At 44.2% G+C, this 17,127-nt stretch carries 17 protein-coding genes and 1 pseudogene; 7 read left to right on the top strand and 11 right to left on the bottom strand.

The genetic code is table 11. The features are described 5' to 3' along the window. Positions 1 to 636 precede the first annotated feature (636 nt). The 3 genes from CVV44_07930 to CVV44_07920 all read left to right on the top strand — a co-directional run bounded on the left by CVV44_07930 (position 637) and on the right by CVV44_07920 (position 2,963). A complete protein-coding gene (locus CVV44_07930) occupies positions 637 to 1,557 on the top strand; it encodes a mechanosensitive ion channel protein MscS (protein ID PKL38788.1) in 921 nt (306 codons plus the stop codon). 40 nt (positions 1,558 to 1,597) lie between these two features. Further along, positions 1,598 to 1,825, top strand: a complete 228-nt coding sequence (locus tag CVV44_07925) for a hypothetical protein (protein PKL38787.1) — start codon at positions 1,598 to 1,600, stop codon at positions 1,823 to 1,825. 145 nt (positions 1,826 to 1,970) lie between these two features. Continuing rightward, positions 1,971 to 2,963 carry a hypothetical protein gene (locus CVV44_07920; GenBank protein ID PKL38786.1) on the top strand — a complete coding sequence of 331 codons (993 nt, stop codon included), beginning with the start codon at positions 1,971 to 1,973 and terminating at the stop codon, positions 2,961 to 2,963. A gap of 201 nt (positions 2,964 to 3,164) precedes the next feature. Here CVV44_07920 and CVV44_07915 read toward each other — a convergent pair whose 3' ends face one another. The 10 genes from CVV44_07915 to CVV44_07870 form a co-directional block, all read right to left on the bottom strand. Continuing rightward, positions 3,165 to 3,710: a hypothetical protein gene (locus CVV44_07915; GenBank protein ID PKL38785.1), complete on the bottom strand. Its 546-nt coding sequence runs from the start codon at positions 3,708 to 3,710 to the stop codon at positions 3,165 to 3,167. A gap of 19 nt (positions 3,711 to 3,729) precedes the next feature. Beyond that, on the bottom strand, positions 3,730 to 4,059 hold the full coding sequence (locus CVV44_07910) for a hypothetical protein (protein PKL38784.1): 330 nt from the start codon (positions 4,057 to 4,059) through the stop codon (positions 3,730 to 3,732). Between the two features lie 45 nt (positions 4,060 to 4,104). After that, complete coding sequence (locus CVV44_07905; protein PKL38783.1) at positions 4,105 to 4,674, bottom strand: hypothetical protein; 570 nt, start codon at positions 4,672 to 4,674, stop codon at positions 4,105 to 4,107. Between the two features lie 100 nt (positions 4,675 to 4,774). Further along, positions 4,775 to 5,206, bottom strand: coding sequence for a hypothetical protein (locus tag CVV44_07900; protein ID PKL38782.1), 432 nt, complete (start codon positions 5,204 to 5,206; stop codon positions 4,775 to 4,777). Positions 5,207 to 5,214: 8 nt separating this feature from the next. Further along, positions 5,215 to 6,669, bottom strand: a complete 1,455-nt coding sequence (locus CVV44_07895) for an RNA-splicing ligase RtcB (GenBank protein ID PKL38781.1) — start codon at positions 6,667 to 6,669, stop codon at positions 5,215 to 5,217. Next, positions 6,666 to 7,463 (bottom strand): alpha/beta hydrolase, encoded by a 798-nt coding sequence (locus CVV44_07890; GenBank protein PKL38780.1) that lies wholly within the window; start codon positions 7,461 to 7,463, stop codon positions 6,666 to 6,668. Before CVV44_07890 ends, CVV44_07895 begins: the two co-directional genes overlap by 4 nt. Before the next feature lie 143 nt (positions 7,464 to 7,606). Then, entirely contained in the window at positions 7,607 to 7,993 is a 387-nt protein-coding gene (locus tag CVV44_07885; protein ID PKL38779.1) for a nucleotidyltransferase, read from the bottom strand. After that, on the bottom strand, positions 7,981 to 8,295 hold the full coding sequence (locus CVV44_07880) for a hypothetical protein (protein ID PKL38778.1): 315 nt from the start codon (positions 8,293 to 8,295) through the stop codon (positions 7,981 to 7,983). Before CVV44_07880 ends, CVV44_07885 begins: the two co-directional genes overlap by 13 nt. 135 nt (positions 8,296 to 8,430) lie before the next feature. After that, positions 8,431 to 10,599, bottom strand: a complete 2,169-nt coding sequence (locus CVV44_07875) for a hypothetical protein (GenBank protein PKL38777.1) — start codon at positions 10,597 to 10,599, stop codon at positions 8,431 to 8,433. A gap of 818 nt (positions 10,600 to 11,417) precedes the next feature. Then, on the bottom strand, positions 11,418 to 11,606 hold the full coding sequence (locus CVV44_07870; GenBank protein PKL38776.1) for a hypothetical protein: 189 nt from the start codon (positions 11,604 to 11,606) through the stop codon (positions 11,418 to 11,420). Positions 11,607 to 11,750: 144 nt separating this feature from the next. Here CVV44_07870 and CVV44_07865 point away from each other — a divergent pair, with 144 nt between their 5' ends. Beyond that, on the top strand, positions 11,751 to 13,190 hold the full coding sequence (locus CVV44_07865) for a hypothetical protein (protein ID PKL38775.1): 1,440 nt from the start codon (positions 11,751 to 11,753) through the stop codon (positions 13,188 to 13,190). Between the two features lie 191 nt (positions 13,191 to 13,381). Further along, on the top strand, positions 13,382 to 13,567 hold the full coding sequence (locus tag CVV44_07860) for a hypothetical protein (protein PKL38774.1): 186 nt from the start codon (positions 13,382 to 13,384) through the stop codon (positions 13,565 to 13,567). Positions 13,568 to 13,972: 405 nt separating this feature from the next. Here CVV44_07860 and CVV44_07855 read toward each other — a convergent pair whose 3' ends face one another. Continuing rightward, positions 13,973 to 15,148 carry an aromatic hydrocarbon degradation protein gene (locus tag CVV44_07855; GenBank protein PKL38773.1) on the bottom strand — a complete coding sequence of 392 codons (1,176 nt, stop codon included), beginning with the start codon at positions 15,146 to 15,148 and terminating at the stop codon, positions 13,973 to 13,975. A 579-nt stretch (positions 15,149 to 15,727) separates the two neighbouring features. Here CVV44_07855 and CVV44_07850 point away from each other — a divergent pair. Further along, positions 15,728 to 16,570: a hypothetical protein gene (locus CVV44_07850; GenBank protein PKL38772.1), complete on the top strand. Its 843-nt coding sequence runs from the start codon at positions 15,728 to 15,730 to the stop codon at positions 16,568 to 16,570. A gap of 388 nt (positions 16,571 to 16,958) precedes the next feature. Further along, positions 16,959 to 17,127: pseudogene (locus CVV44_07845) on the top strand (two-component sensor histidine kinase).

Below are 17,127 nucleotides of genomic sequence, written 5' to 3'. Positions count from 1 at the left end.
ATTGCCCATCGCTGGTTGAAATCTCTATGATCTGATCTATGGCGACTCGTTCACGTTTACGATTGTCTTTGTCCATATACATTTCCTGTGCGTGAGATTAATATTACAATGATTTGCCGACAGTGTTGTAAAAGAATCAATCTTTTTTTGTTCTTGATTCTTGCGCTCCTATGACATAATCTCTTTGTAATCAATTTTTCAACAAAGAGATGCCATGAATATTTTTACAGAAAAAAGCATCTCGATTGTTCTTGTTTCTCTTGGTGCGATTCTTTTCTTTATGTCTCTCGTAAGAATGAGGCAGATACTTCGACAGGTCAAGGACCTCACATTTTATCAGTTTGAGCATTACCAAATTTTAACAAAGCTTTACCTTTTTGGAATCTTTTGTCAATACATTAACTCAGTTGTCGCCGGGAACAGCTTTGGATGCTTCAACAGGCTCAGCACAAGTAAGACATTTTGTGTCCCATGAACTGGTTTCCGGCGGCGGAATTTCCTATATTTAAAAATATGTAAAGAAGGACTCTAGTGAGTCAGATTGCAGAACCAAAGGACGAGATTGAAAAACATGCAATTGCTATTGTTATTCCAGTTTGCAGTTGATATTGTCTGAAAATAGATGAAAATAAAATAATGAAAACTATTAGCATCTTGATAAATGAAACAATTGGATTAAGCCTTGAAATTCAGTATAAAATATTTATATCACTTATAATAATTTTATTTTTTATAGTCTTAAAAAAAATATTATTAAAAATTGCAATTAAGAAAATAAAAGATTCTAAAGTAGAATACCGTCTGAAAAAAACATCCAGTTATATAGCTACTTTTATTTTAATTTTGATTCTGGGTATGGTTTGGTTCAAAGGTTTTAGAGATATTACAACCTTCCTTGGTCTTTTCTCCGCTGGTTTGGCTATCGCGCTTAAAGAAATGATTTTAAATGTAGCAGGTTGGGTATTTTTAATTTGGAGAAAACCATTTGAAGTTGGAGACCGAATCCAAATAGGGTTGCTTTCAGGAGATGTTATAGATATACGAATTTTTCAACATACTCTTTTAGAAATAGGGAACTGGGTTGATGGAGACCAGAGCACAGGAAGAATTGTTCATGTCCCCAATGGAAAAGTTTTTAGTGAAATTCTTGCAAATTATAATAAAGGATTCGGTTATATATGGAATGAACTAAATGTACTTGTTACATTTGAAAGTAATTGGAAAAAGGCAAAAGAATGCCTTTTATTGATAGTAAATAATTATGCCGGAAACTTAAGCAGTTTGGCGGAGGCAAAGGTAAAAAAAGCAGCAAAAAAATATATGATATTTTATTCTAATCTTTCTCCTGCTGTATACACCAGGGTTAAAGATTCCGGGGTTCAATTATCAATTAGATACCTTTGTGAGCCAAGAAAAAGAAGAGGAACCGAGCAGAAAATGTGGGAGGAGATATTACAAGAGTTTTCATTGCATGATGATATAGATTTTGCTTATCCAACACAAAGGTTTTACAATAATAAAAATGAAGGCACTTCATCGGAAGAATCTAAACCTTAATAAGGCTAATAGCTTTTTGAAAAATAGAGGGTGTATCAAAATGCGCCTTTTATATTGTTTTTCAAGAAACTTGTCAGCGTTGATCAACGGGAACAGTAACGAACCTGATCGTTTTTTCAAGTGGGAGTGGAAAAATACATTGACTTTCTTATGCGATGCAATTGATATATTTATCAAATATAAAGATATAAAAGCGTTTCTTTCCGGGCCTGAGGCTGACACATACCTTTTCTTGGCCAGCGGAGAGAAGGCCCGTTGGCTCCGGTAGATTCTAACACAACTGCAAAAGGACTCGCCAATCACTGCCGGGTTGAAATGATCTGACAATATACGGCTTATGGTGAACAATGCCGTGCTTCATTTCCCGATTTTATATTATCACACAATTAAAAATAACGCGGCAGGTGTTCAAGATGAAATTACGATGGATATACTTTGCAGCCATGCTTTTTCTGATTTTTTCTACTACAATACAAGCCGCTATACCCCGGAATGAGAAAGAGATATCTCTCTATCCGGGCGCAGTACGCAATGCAGCCGCTGAAAAGGAACTCAATAGTCAGGATTCGGAATATGATGAAGAGAGTAAGAATACCCGCCGTTCCAAAACGGTCAAGGTTTATACTGCGAAAGCAATTATTGACGAAGTATGCAAGTTTTACATTGATAAGCTGGGAGCCAAACCGGGAGTACCGGTGGAAGATCCTGACAGTCTAAAACCAGGAACGGTTTATCCCCCCTGGTATGAAATGGAATACTACGGATCCAATATATTTGAAAACCAATATGAAGGAAAAACTCTCATTCATGACGGGATGTGGCTCAAAAGCGCCTTTACAAAACGGCCGCAGTGGAAAAAAGGTGCCTGGCTCTGTTCAACACATTTTGAATGGAATATCATTTTAAAGAATGGCGATATGGCCCAATATACGGTATCTGTTGAAGATGAAGGTTATAATACGAGAAAAAAAGTTGTTTTCAATACCACCAGGATTACGATCCAGGTACTGGTGACAAAGTCCGAAGCCTCACTGGAAGAGGAGGAGGATGGTGAGATGGATGAAGCGGTTGCGGAAAAAACGCGTCATTTGATGAAAAATCCTCCTACCGCAACGACTTTGGGGATCCCCATTTATCCCGGTTCGGTCTTTAGTCCGCAAAATTCAGCCGGTATGTCTCTGGATGGGGATTACCAATATTATATTTTTTTAAGTAATGATTCTCCTTTAAAGGTAAAGGCCTTTTATGAACAGCGGTTGGGAAGAAAGGCAAGTTCTGACAATGGCAGTTACCTGATTGCTCTCAAGGGCAAAATGCCGGTTCCTGAAGAGGGATTGGTGATTCAGTCGAATACCATGTTCGGAGGCAAGGCGAAGACGGTAATTACGGTGCAGAAGAAAAACTGATGCAACTACTCCGGCACTAATCGATAGTACCCGTTAAAGAATAATATCAAGAGTTTGAAATTATCGCTGTTTCAACGCTCCTTAAGCTGAGCACTGCTGATATTGGATGCTAGGGAATCCAGATCCACTGAAACAAAACTTGATCCCGCCAGGCTTATTGTAGTGCAGCAAAAGGAGAATAATTTCTGCAGTAATGCCTTCTCAGTGCTGTTCCCGCATGGTATCCTGCACTTCCTTGATTATCTCTGCATCGGATAGTTTTTTTCTCAGGACGACACGGTATTTAATGTCTATCTTTGTGGGCTCTATGGTTTTTGCGGGAAAATCAAAGTTCCAGCGCTGTATATCTTCACTGATGAGTTTATCTACTTCCAGAAGATAGGTGGGTTTCTGCGTCCTGATTTTCATGATCCTGCCGGAATCGGGGAAGAGCCACACGGAAAATACCCCTTCCCGGACCTCGTCTATTTTATCCAGCTTTTTAACCTCATCAATCATATACTTGTCTCCGCCCGGATCCAGGGTGCGGTTCATCGTGGTAGTGTGCTTTAACTGTGAAACCATATAGTTGTCTGATGTGAGCAGTACCCGGAATGCTTCCTCGGTTTTCTCACTGGGAGCCAGGAAGGCCCGGTTTTCCCTGCTGGTTATATCACCACTGTCCTTGGGAACAGTTGTAGTGCTGCATCCCGTCATGGCGGCAATCAGCGTTGTAATAAGTGTGAGTGTTAATAGGCCCTTATGCATTTTCCCTCCCCTGTTTTATTCAGTCTTGCGGCTTGACATTAGTATCGGCTGCTTCTTCGTCGGTTTCATCATTTATGACGGATTCATCAAATTGTTCCGGCTTGTTGCCCGATTCCTTGTCCCTGATATAATTTGCCAGCCTGGCGATGCCATCCTGCAAATCATTAAAATCCGATATATTGAGTGTAACCCCTTTCTGTGTCGGCTTATACAGCATATCCCCCGAAGCATTATCAATGGCCGGATACCAGATCCTAATGTTGATAAGTTCATGGCCCTTGAATTCCGATACTTCAATACGGATAATCTCATTGTTGCTTTTTTTGATATCCTTTATGATAACTCCCATCTATTGTACCTCTCTTGATTAGTAATAAGGGAACCTGAAAAATTATTATTCAAAAGTACCCGAAATTTTATTCAGCTGGTTTCCCACAATTTCTGCGATTATTCCGTGTCCCTTTTCATTGGGATAGCGAGTATCGGAAAGAGTCAGATCACCATGTTCAAGCCGGTGTTCCTCCATGTATCCCGCCCAGTATGTGTGTACCGGGACCAGGATACAATCGAGATCTCCGCAAACTTCTCTGATGGTGCGGTAGTATATATTCACCGCATCCATATCATACTGATTTTTAAAGGGCTGGGAGGTCAATAAAAATATAATTATATTCCCCATGGATCGGGCCTTTCTTATAATCTGGACAAGATTTTCTTTAAACTCGGAGCGATACACCGGGAAAAACGCATCATCAATACCGAAATGGAGAATGAGTACATCGGGCTGATGAAATGCTATGTCGGAGTAAAAGGTCCAGTCGCCGTCGAAGGAAGTATCGTCTTCCCTGGAAATATTAATTATTTCTATCCCCTGTCCTGAAAATTTTTCCCGTAGTAGATCAACATAACTTTTAGTAACTCCTTTCCCTGCCGGGATGGAACCGCCGCGCACTACTACTTTCATGGGGGTACTGTTTATCGCACTATCCGTTAATTTTTTACAGTATACAAGGTATATATTATGGGTGGAAGTGTTGTCAATTATTAAAAACAGAAAAATTGCTTTAAAGATCGAGAACAGCTATGGCGCTCCAGCCGGAAGAAGTTTTCTCCACCCGGAGATGGTGCATTGTAACGGCCTTGATATCGGTGTTAAAGGAATGCTTGTTTCGGTCGGCCCGCTCTCCCCGGGTCTCACATGTCAGGTTCAGTACGCCGTTTTCCCCGGTTATGGAAACAGAGCAGGGAAGAAGCAGGAGTAGCTCGGCATCGCGGAGGAAAAGAAATTCGTTGAGGAACCGGTAGTAAAGTATATCCAGGCTCGTGTCGGTCATTTCAATAGTGTGGTGGTGTGTCGTGGATATATCCCCGTGATTAGCGACCATGATCGCCATAAGGGCCGCGGCTCCCTTGAGGAACAGTTCATCGCGGCTTCCGGCAAGGACACGAAAGGCCAGGTCCGCGCTGGTGATGTCGTCGAGTACCTCGTAGTCCATGAAGACTTTTATCCCTTGATGTTGCCGATGGGAAGCAGCTTCGCCACGACCCTGCTCAGTCCCGCTTTTTCCGTCACTGCCGCTACATCGTCGATGTTTTTATAGGCGCCGTCCGCTTCTTCGGCCAGGCCGGAGAATGAAGCGGTCTGTATATAAATGCCCTGCCGTTCCATTTTTTTCTGCAATTCACGGCCATTATACATTTTTTTTGCCTGGTGACGTGACAGTATCCTGCCGCTGCCGTGGGCCGTTGTGAAGAAGGCGTCACTTCCCTGGGGGACGCCTGCCAGGACATAAGAACCCGATTCCATGCTGCCCCCCATGAGAACGGGCTGGCCGGATTGGCGATATTTTTCCGGAAGGTCCTTCATGTCCGGCGCAAAGGCCCTGGTGGCCCCCTTGCGGTGGATCAGTATTTCGCGTTCCCGGCCGTCAATGAGATGCCGCTCCAGCTTGGCCGTGTTGTGGCATACGTCATAAACGGTTTTGATTCCCAGGTCATGAAGCGAGCGGCCGAAAATTTCTGAGAAGACTTCCCGTACGCGGTGCATGATGAGCTGACGGTTCAGGAAGGCAATGTTGATGGCGCAGTTCATGGCGCCGAAATAATTCCGCCCGTCAATGGAATCAAAGGGAGCGCAGGCCAGTTCACGATCGGGCATGAAAAGTTTATATTTGCTCTGCATAACCGAGAGAAACTGCTGGAGATAGTCCGTGGCCACCTGGTGGCCGAAACCCCTGCTCCCGGTGTGAATCATGAGGTAAATCCGGTTTTCACCGGTTATGTCGAATTGCCGGGCCAGGCCGGCATCAAAAATATTCTCGCTGCGGGCCACCTGGATTTCCAGGTAGTGATTACCCGAGCCCAGGGTACCAACCTGGTTTTTGCCCCGGTCCCGTGCTCTGTGTGAAACTGCCGATGGATCAGCGCCCTTGATGCAGCCGCCTTCCTCGATATATTCCAGGTCTTCACTACCGCCGTAACCGTTCCTGGCCGCCCAGGAAGCGCCCTGGGTCATGGCTTCGTCGAATTGCGACGGTGACAGGTTCAGCATGCCCGTGGCACCCACACCTGAAGGGACATGTCTGAAGAGAGCGCTTACCAGGTCCTTGATGCGGGGCCGGACTTCTTCCAGGGAAAGCGATGTGGCGGCAAGACGGACGCCGCAGTTGATGTCGAAACCGATGCCGCCAGGGGTGATGATCCCCTCACCGGGATCAATGGCGGCCACACCGCCTATGGGGAACCCGTATCCTGAATGGCCGTCGGGCATGCACAGGGCGTATTTGAGTATGCCCGGGAGCATGGCAACATTGGTGATCTGGTTCAGGACCGCGTCGTCCATGGACTGCAGCAGTTCTGCCGAGGCATAGATGCGGGCCGGGACACGCATACCTTTCTTAAAGCTTTTGGGGATCTCGAAGAGGGTTTCGGACACCTGCTGCATCATATCGGTCTTCATGCTGTGGTGAGTCCCCTGATGAGCTCAGCAATGGCCTGCATGTACCGGTCAAGTCCCACGGCGAAGATGGTGTTGTGGTTGGCCCCGGCTATGCCAAGAAATCCCTTGTACTGTGATGTTGCTGCCTCAAAGAGCTCCCGGCCGTCGGTAAAGGGGATGATGTGATCCTCTTCTGCGTGAATGACCAGCAGGGGGCCGGTGTACCGGGCGATCTTCCCCGTATGGTCAAAGGGATCGGTATCGATGCCCAGGACCGGCGCGTTGATGCCCAGGAGCATGAGCAGGGGGATGATATGGGCGAAACCGCTTTCTATGACCAGAGCGTCTATCTCGTCGGAATGGCATGAAGCCAGTTCCAGTGCCGAGGCGCTTCCCAGGGAACGGCCCATGAGGATGAGAGGCCCGGTGAATGATGCCTGCCGGAGGTAATCCTTTACAAAGGTGAAGATTCGGTGACAGTCATCCATCATCGCCGAAACTGTGGGAGATCCCGTGGACCTGCCGTATCCCCGGTAATCGACGGGAAGAAAATTGACGCCGATTTGCCGGTATACATGTCCCAGGTCGTCATAATCGGAAACGATCTCACCATTGCCATGGAAAAAAAGAATCGTCGGGGCATCCGGTGAAACGGCGAAGAATTTCCCGCCGATATGCACGCCGGGATCTACGGGTATTTCCAGTCTTGTGAAAGGTCCCATCGATGCTTCCTGGTCGGCCCGTGGATGAAAAAGGAAGCGCAGGACCTGGGGCCGGTCAAACAGGGAAAAATCCTTTGGTGTTGAGGTGTTCATGTCTGTGCCTCATTGTATGGGATGGTTTTGGTTAATGCAACGTCGGACGCCAGGGAAATATCAATACTATATAGTTGAATTATAGGGGTCTAAGTAATCAGAATCAATATTTTCTGCCGTTGATGTATGATTCGGGGGCAGTCTCATTTTTGCATGGCATTATAAACTCTTCTCATTAAAGTTATATAATCGGCCGTAATTTTTGCATATATATCCTGGGCTATTTGTTCAATGTATGTATGTGATGTAAGATTCCTCATATCGGTCATCTCCAGGAGGAGCTCCGTATCTGAAACAGAAATGCGTTGAGATGACAACAGTTCCCTGAAACAGGATTTTGGGGAATTGCACACAATTCCTTCCGAATCGGACAAATACGCTTTCACTGTTTTCCACATCGCTTCAAAGGTGTATTCGAAACGCTGTATCGTGGCATCTCTTACAATAGTAGTAAAATTCTCTTTCGAAATATTTTCAAGAGTTTGAAGAGCTCTTCCGAAGGAATCGATACTCATTGTCAGTCGATCCATATTATTCCCCTGTCGATTTCCTTTCTGAGGAGGTTCGATGTACTGTAATAATCCAGGACATCCACTTTAAAGGGAATATTGCTTTCCTCCAGTTTCTCTTTCACCGTAAATAATTTTTTCATCCTGTCATCCAGTTCTGAGATGATGGCAATGTCGTAATCAGAATAAGCCGTTTCCCTTTCAGCAGCACGGGAGCCGAACAGTACTATGTGTGCTTTGAAACCATAGGTTTGGCGGATAATATCCCTGATGGCAAGAAAATATTTGTCTTTTCCCAGTCGGTCTATTCTGTCCGTTTTCATTCAATTGCTCCGAAAATAAAAATTAGTGCCGGATACAACAAATGTCAACTATTCTTTTTGTATTTGCAAGCACAGTTCATTGTAACAAAAAATTGTACATTTCGCAATATTCCAATGCTTTCCTTGTATATCAGATCAAGTCTCTTCTAAAATGTTTCCAAGTTTGGCAATTGAATTAGTAATCTCGCGTATTCCAGCTGCAAGCTCCTGTGATCCCGAAGCGATGATCTGGCTGATCGTATTTATTCCCTGGAGAGCTTCGGTAACTTCCCTAACAGCTATTTGCTGTTCGGCGACGGAATTCTGGACTAAAAAGGCTTTCCCGGCTACATCTTTGATTTCCAGTTCGGCGGATTGCGTTACGGCGGTTGTATTCCCCATTAGTGTGGCAACCACTTCTATGGATTCTCCGAACCGGGCTATATTTTCCAGCATGTTTTTCAGGGTTTTCTGAAAAGTGTCAATGCGGACATGCGCATTGGTAATTTCATCTCTGCTGGCATTAAAGAGGCTCACAATCGATTTGAGATTTTCGCTTGTATTATCGGCCAGTTTTCCTATTTCATCCGCTACAACGGCAAATCCTCTTCCCGCTTCGCCGGCCCTGGCGGCTTCTATTGCTGCGTTGAGGGAGAGAAGATTAATCCGGTCGGCAATATCATTTATGATATCGCTGACACGGTTCATCTCCGCGAAACGTTCAACCGCCGATTTCATTGCCAGGGCGGCCTCGTTTATTCCGATACCGGTTTCATTGATTGTTTTGTTCAGGTAATCCTTGACGATCAAGGCGTCAGCCATGTCCTCGGCTGCCTTTCGTGTTGCATTTACCGCTTCTTTCAGTTTTGCAGTAACAGCCTCCAGCATGGAAGTCTGACTGTTGACAACCTCAACCACGCTCTCTCCCCCGGACAATAGTTCTTCCATGGACGCGGACATCTCTTCAACGGATGACGCCTGGCTCCTGGCGCTGTCAGAAAAGTTGTTCGATGTTTCATCCATCTGTGTAGCCGATGATGAAAGCGTGCCGGTTACATCCACTACGGTTTCATGAATATCCCTGAGGTGCATGTTCTGCCTTTCCTGTTCAATCAGTTTCATATCCAGTTCTTCATTGAGGCGTTCGGTTTTCCTGTTAATATTGATAAACCGGTTGGCAAGAACAATAACGATGCAAATGATAAATGCCATGAAGGTGTATCGCATGAGAGGAGTCCCTTCCAGAATACCTTCGCTTATGAAAATCGTCTGAACGGCCCCGGTAAAAAATAGCAGTAATCCCACAATGAGAATAGCGGCGTCATTGTTTTTTCTGATCACTTCTCTTATCGTTTCAAACAGAACATAGATCATGCATGCAAAAAACCCGGCGAAAACAGCAAGGAGCATATACCCGCTCAGATGCGGGGCAAGAAACTGGGAAAATATCGCGAAAAGAAAAACGAATAATGAATAAATCGCAATTCCGATTGATACCCTGGTATGCCTTCGGTGAAAGAGCTGTGAAATAAAAAGTGTGAAAAAGGGAACCATGAGGGTAAGCGGGGTCTTGTCCAGCCAGAAATATAACGTGTCGAAATTGTTACTGAAGAGCAGCCCCCGGCTGTCCATATTTGCCGTGAGAAAAAGGGAGATGAGAATTGAAAAAATACCGAAATACAGATAATGTTTCTCTTTTAAACGACGCAATCCCAGGAGGAGATGATAGAGACCGACAAAAAGGTATACGGTGATAAAAATGATATCCACCATCGCATTGCTGTAATAGTCTTTCAATACGAGATCAGTATCGCCAATAAAAAGATTGGGCCCCTTTATACCGGCATCGCCCGTGTCTATTTTTATGGCCAGCACAATATAAAGATAGTTACTGTTGCCCGGTTGTAAAGCGCCGGCAGGCAGGCTTCTCACCAGCCATATATCACTACTGTGATGATAGGGTTCAATGGAACCCACTGATCCCAGGTATGTTCTGTTTAGATAGAAATCAGCGGCATTCGTCACAGGACCTGTATTAATGGCAAAATTATTGCCGTTCCGCAATCCTTCCTGCACGACATCGGGCAGGGCTTTCCTGAAAGTGATTAAACCAAGATGTCGTTCAAGACCGGGGATATCTTTCGTGAAAACCGGAACAGTGACCTTCTGCCATCTTTGATCCGGTGTGTCCTCAAACCATTCTTTCTTAAAATCGACGCGGTACTCCCATTGCCCCTTGAGGGAATATGTCTTGCCTCTCTCTGCGCAGGAAGGTATGCCCAGCAGTGTTGAAACAACAATAATTAGAACCGTAAACTTTTTCATGGTTTTGCCTTATAGTCTTAGTTGTCTCTATTCTTATTTGAGTCTAGCAAACAAGATGTATGCTGTCAATACATAATACAGGATACTCAGTGTTTGAGAAATACCCCCAATATTGTCTTGCATTTTACCTATAATTGACGGTAGTAAAAACTTCTATGGCCTCATTCCCGGCATTCCAGAATTATCTGGATCAGTGCATCTGTTCCAATTCCGCGAGCAATAAATTGCGGCTAACGCATCAACTTAAGTTCGACATTAAAGACAATAGACGTGATACTGATAGTTAAAATATAATTGAAGCGCTCTTTCGACACCATGATCGAGCGGAGAAGGTGGGCGATCTTTTTTCTGTTCCCTGGATTACCTGCAAATTATTGTGGGGGGCACATGAATGTCAAGTACCACATTCCCGGCGGGATGGATGTCCCCTGTAGAACCGTTATCATGCGAAACATACAGGCCATTATTGGTAGTGACATAGATAACTGGTCCGGACAGCCGCACACGATTGCATTAAATCGATTTTATCGAAGTGGACAATGCTGAGCCGTTAAATACAGACAGGCCGCTTGCCGTTGCTGTGCAGATATCGTTATGTGTCAGGGAATTATCAATATCACATAATGGGCCGTAATATGATATTCCTGCCCTATAATCACGATTTTTTATGTGTGGTGATGAAACAGAGATAGTTTTTAGTATCTATTAAAAAGACCAGGGAGGGCATTCTGGTCTTCGCTAAAGGAATCATATAATATTTGATAGGCTTGGTGGGTGACTTACTTTTATCAGGTGTCTCTGTTTTTATCATACATTATTTAATCCGCTTCTTTTATCATTATACCAATATAATTACCGGAACTTTTTATCAATAATTTAACGTATTGTTGATCATGAACAGGTTCAAATGCTTCGGCAAGCTCACTTCGACAAAGCTCAGTAAAAGCAGCATAAGCAAGACGCATTGTGTCACCGGGGCTGGTTTCTGGCCGCTGAGTTTCCTGCATATCGAATGGGTCCTTACCTCCGGACCATCCCCGACATCTTTATGCTTATTTTATTTTTTTCTTCTTGCCTGTAAGTCCTGATAGGCTATTATTCTATTGATTCGCCTCTTGCAGACAGAAAAAAACTTAAACGGAGGAATTTACATGCAGACACCTTTTCCCTTTGAGCCCTTTCTCGCCTTTGGTACCATGGCGGTATGTCTTCTGCTTGGAATATTTTTAAGAGCTAAGGTTAAATTCTTTCAGAATTTTTTTATCCCCAGCTGCATTATCGGCGGATTTTTGGGGATGCTGGTTCTCAATTTTAAAATACAGTTTATTATTGATTTACTTCCCCTTGAGTGGCGAATGTCTCTGGGTATAGCCAATAAAACTATAAGTATACTCCCCTTTGAAGGACAAACCTTTGAGGCCTTCGTATACCATTTTTTTATTATTTCATTTATTTCAATAGGCCTCACCTACAACAAGGATAATGACGGCCAAAAGGATAAAACAAAGAGCATGTTCAAAGGGGCGGCATGGATGGCGATGATCGAAGGGGTGACTATTTCACTTCAGGCAATTGTCGGCTGTCTCTTTGTGATGCTTTTTGGTCTTTTTGGTGTGAAGCTCTTTAAAACCTTCGGACTCTTTTTGCCCCTTGGTTTTACCGAAGGCCCCGGACAGGCTCTTTCTTTCGGACAGGTATGGGAGACCCAGTTTGGTTTTCAGAATGCCTCAACTATCGGCCTCACTTTCGCGGCCATCGGTTTTCTGGTTGCCTTCTTTGTCGGAATTCCCCTTATCAGGTGGGGCGTGAAGAAGGGACTTCCTGTTGTGAAGACTACGTTGCTTCCACAGGACCTTTTAACCGGTATCATTTCAAAAGACCAGCAGAAAGAGAAGGCGGGAGAGCTAACGACTCATTCGGGGAATGTTGAGACTCTTGCCCTGCACATGGCTCTTATCGGTCTGGTTTATATCATGACCTATATGGTGACCTGGGGATTGGTAAAGATAACTTCGCCTAATATCGCGAAATCTCTTTTCGGCTTTTTCTTCTTTTTCGGTCTTATCAACGCTATCATTGTGCGGATCATTTTAAACAAACTTGGTATCAGGCATATCATTGATCCGGGTATTCAGCGGAGAATTACCGGGTGGGCGGTCGATTTTCTCATCATTGGGACTATCATGGCCATTCAGCTGGTGGTGGTATGGCAGTACATTGTACCTATCGCGTCGATGTCTGTTGCTGCCGCAATCCTCACCACATGGGTGATCCTGTACCTGGGAAAGCGTATCGATACCCTGAACTTTGAAAGGACTATGGCGATTTTCGGAACCTGTACCGGAACCGTGTCTACGGGGCTTCTTCTTCTGCGGGTTGTGGACCCTGAGTTCAGAACCCCTGTCGCCCTTGAGATCGGCCTGATGAATGTTGTGGTGGCGCCGATAATTGTAGCCAGTATGATACTCGTCAACGCCCCGGTATGGTGGAACTGGGGACTCTGGCTGGTCATCGGGGCTCACGTTGCGCTTCTGGTTGTGTCACTTGTTCTGATAAAAGTACTGAAAATGTGGGGCGCACCGAAATATTGATTTGAATGTGTAAAGGCTCTATCAGGATACTTTTACGGGCAATAAGCATGGGGATCGTTCATGCTGTAATACCTTTTCTCGATGAACTGGTCATTGCAAAGTTATAAAGAAACCTGAATTATTCTCGTAAAATAACTCCATACCTGCCTTGTAATATCAGGCGGGTCGGTTTTGCCGAGGTTTATGGCACTATGAATTTATTGAAATATCACCTGGCCGGGGCCATGGTTAAAAGAAGCATAAAAGGCTCCGACTTCAATCCTCTCGCCGCCGAGATGCATTTCGGTGTCGACATCGGACTACCCCTGTTCCACTTTACCAATGACATGGTCCCTTCGGTCATGGCGCACCCTGGCGACGGAAAAGTGGAACAGTAAATTTTTTAGGACTCTGTGGAATATGCATCAACACCACTATGAACAGGGCGGCGTTCTTGAGGGGAGGCTGAATTAAGGGAAAAGGACTGGAGTGAATATCCCCTTACACTGGTGATAACCCTGTAGAATTTCATCTCCATGGGGGAAAACCGTCGGAAAAGGGAATTCGCCCGCGGGGAGGATGATCTTTTGCGGGAATACCCAGGGATTAACCGAAAGGCCTTTCACTGAGGACTGAAACAGTCAAGGGCGGGAGTATGGCAGAGGGAGCACGCCAAGACCCTGGTCATCCGAGTCCAGATCAGAATAAAATATTTTTAAGATTCCCTTTGTTTTGTTAAAAGTCTTTCCTGTAGATGCTTTTTTCTAACAGGAAAGACTTTTCAATCTATACACGCTTTTGCGTCAAAATTTGTAAGAAACCCCGGCATCAAGTGAATACTGGACCATTGTGACATCACCGAGACCACCAACAGTAATTTTAGCCTCAGGGGCAAACATCGCTGCAATATTAATAGATAAGTTTTCTGACAAATTCAAACCGGCACCGGCTGTAATGTGATATTCAGTAATTGCCGGGAAGACCGCATTAACACCGGGTTGTGCGGGGTCTATTCCGGAAGACGGAAGCGGAGACTTACCGTAGTTGAAACCCGCTCGAATGGATATGAGTTGAATGGGAGTATATTGAACACCAAGCTTGTAAACAAGCTGATCACCCCAATCCATATCCATGTTTCCACTGGCAAGTTCCGGCAGGTTGTTCCCCATTGTTCCTGACCAGTTGATCCACTGAAAGTCAAAGGCAATAATGAGTCCTGTTATTGGCTCAGAACTTATGCCTATAGTCGCGTTCATCGGTTGATTGAACTCCATATCATTTTCACTTACCGTGCCACCGTCAACATACTGGTTAAACTTGAATTTCTGAAACCAGCTGGGAGATTCGTATGCAACGCCTATCGTAAGTATCTTGATCGGTTTAACAGTAACGCCAATTGTAAATCCGCCGCCGAAGGCTGAGGAACCCATATCAACCATCTGGCCTAACCCCATATCCATGGAAAATTCCGTAGTGGCATACATTGCATTTGCAGTTACTCCAATTGACAATATATCCATTATTTTATATGCAAGACCTGGAGTAAAACGCATCAGTGAGTATGAGGAATACATAATATTGTTTGTTGATGACAGGTTAAAGTCAACACCTACACCGGAAACACCGTAAGCACCGATACCGAAGCTGAGGTCCTTTATTGCAGTGGGAATAATGAGACCAAGGGCCGGTACGGGAGAGGGGCCTTTATCGGAATCAATATCACCACCCCCGGTTTTAAGTGTTACTGCTGCAGCTAAAAAAGTCGTTCCGAAATCAGCACGCCCTCCCAGGTCAATCATGCCTGCAGGGTTGGTAAGGATTGCAGCACCGTCAAGGGTTGTTCCAACGCCAACACCTCCCATAGCCCTTTGAACGGGACCAAAACCGATAAGCCTCATACCGTTTGTGGCAAAGGCATTGTTTGCTGTGAGTATAAGCAAGAATGAACATAAGATACAAAATGGTTTTTTTTTCATCATTCACCTCGTTTTTATATGCTCTGCCGTGTGTGCGTATCAACTTAGGCAGTAGTGTTCAGGTTATTTCTCATCACCTGGAAGGCAGGAGAAGAACCATTTTATTTATATATTTGCTCAATTAGCAAGAAAAATATTAATCAAATGGTTAAATTAATTGTTTAATTATAATAAAAATAAAGTCAACAATGATTCTCTATTTACATTCTATGAATTATTTTCATTTTTTCTTACTTTTCTCGTACTGCATGATCAGAATGATCTGGCTCCGATGGATGGAAGTATTTGTTTTAAACCTTCTATGAGGGGTGACAGCCTTTGATCTGTCAGAGTCTACGGTGTATTATCGGAAGTTAAAATTAAAAAAACCTTGCCAGCATGGAACTTTTTGGCAATAACTCAGCATATCGGTCACCTGGATCGTGTCCGGCGATGGGAATTTTTATATATCAAATGGAGGGTATATGAAAAGACCTGGGTTCAAAAAAAAATGTGTAAAGCATCTAATTAATGAATCAGATAAAGTTATTTCAGTAAAAATAAATCATTATTTCTGAAACCGAAACCGGGGAGGCGTCTTATATGAAACCGAATAAAATTTTCCTTGCTTTGATCACCTCAGCTTTACTATTTTTCACGGCCTTTAATGGAAAGACGGAAAAGATTTTTGATCAGAAAACGCAAATGCCTGAAATATCTGAATTGAGGGTATCTTCAATTCTTCCCCATAACAATGACCTGTATTTAGGCGCTCACCTTATTGACGGCAGTGCAAAGTCCTGGGTTGAAGGAGTTCAAGGGCCCGGAACAGGCGAACATATAATGTTTATTTTCGATGCCCCGGTAAAACTTTCCTGCTTATACATTAAAAACGGTTTGGGAGACTCCCGATGGTATAAGGCCAACAACAGGGTAAAGGAGCTGCAATTTGAAAGCTCCATAATATTCTCTCAAAAATATGAAAAAAAGAAATTTACAATCGAACTTAAAGACACACAGGATTTGTCCCGGATTGATCTCCCTGAAACCGTTCTATGCAGGGACTTTCAACTGACGATTAAGACAGTCTACAAAGGCAGCAGGTATGACGATACCTGTATTTCTGAAATTTCCTTTAAACCAATAACAATCACTGATAAACCCCGCTATCCTGCCCTTCAAAAACCTGTTAAAATAGAGATCATGGGTTACAACCTCGTCCTTCTCCCGGAAGGAAAAATGACGGGAAAGGGATCCGGCATGTGCCAGGTCGACTGCCCCTTTGAGCGCGGGTCCTGGGGCGTGACAAATGACGGGGGCTACTATCTGGATATTGTAAGCATAATCAACAGTAACGCCGGAGATATAGAGTCCGAAACACCGGGCGAATGGATAGAGTCACATCAGCTCAGATTGCTGGAGAAACTGGAAGCACCTGAACAATAATCGATCAGGCCGGTGATCCCGGCCAACACCCTCATGTATAGAACGGTTTGAAACCGTTCTATACATGTTACAACCCCCGCTGGCAGCTAAACCGTAAGAATTATTTGAACTTTCCACAGGAAAGGGATTGAATTCTTCTTTATTATTGTGTAGAATTAATAACAGCATCGTGTATGACGATTGAGCATAGAATATAGCCATCGTCCAATTTCTTCAACACAGTCTTAGGTACTGTGAAATTAACAAAACAACCTGTGTACCAAAACTAAAACATCTGCGAGAAACCATCATAACATAATCAATGAATCGGGTCAACAGGCAGCCTAAAGCATCACTGAAAACAAGGAGCCAGGAAATGTCCACGAGGAAAACCGGAACAGAATCACAGGAATACGCGGAAAGTGTTATCGACACAGTTCGTGAACCCTTAATTGCTCTTGATCAGGATTTAAGGGTGGTCTCTGTCAGCCGTTCCTTTTATGAAGTTTTTAAGGTAAATCCCGAAGAGACCGTGGGGCAGCTTATCTATGACCTGGGGAATAAACAGTGGAATATCC

The sequence above is a fragment of the Spirochaetae bacterium HGW-Spirochaetae-1 genome (assembly GCA_002839375.1).
In the GTDB taxonomy this organism is placed as follows: Bacteria; Spirochaetota; UBA4802; order UBA4802; family UBA5550; genus PGXY01.
Note: the sequence above shows the minus strand (reverse complement) of the source record. Positions and strands in the feature narration are given on the sequence as shown.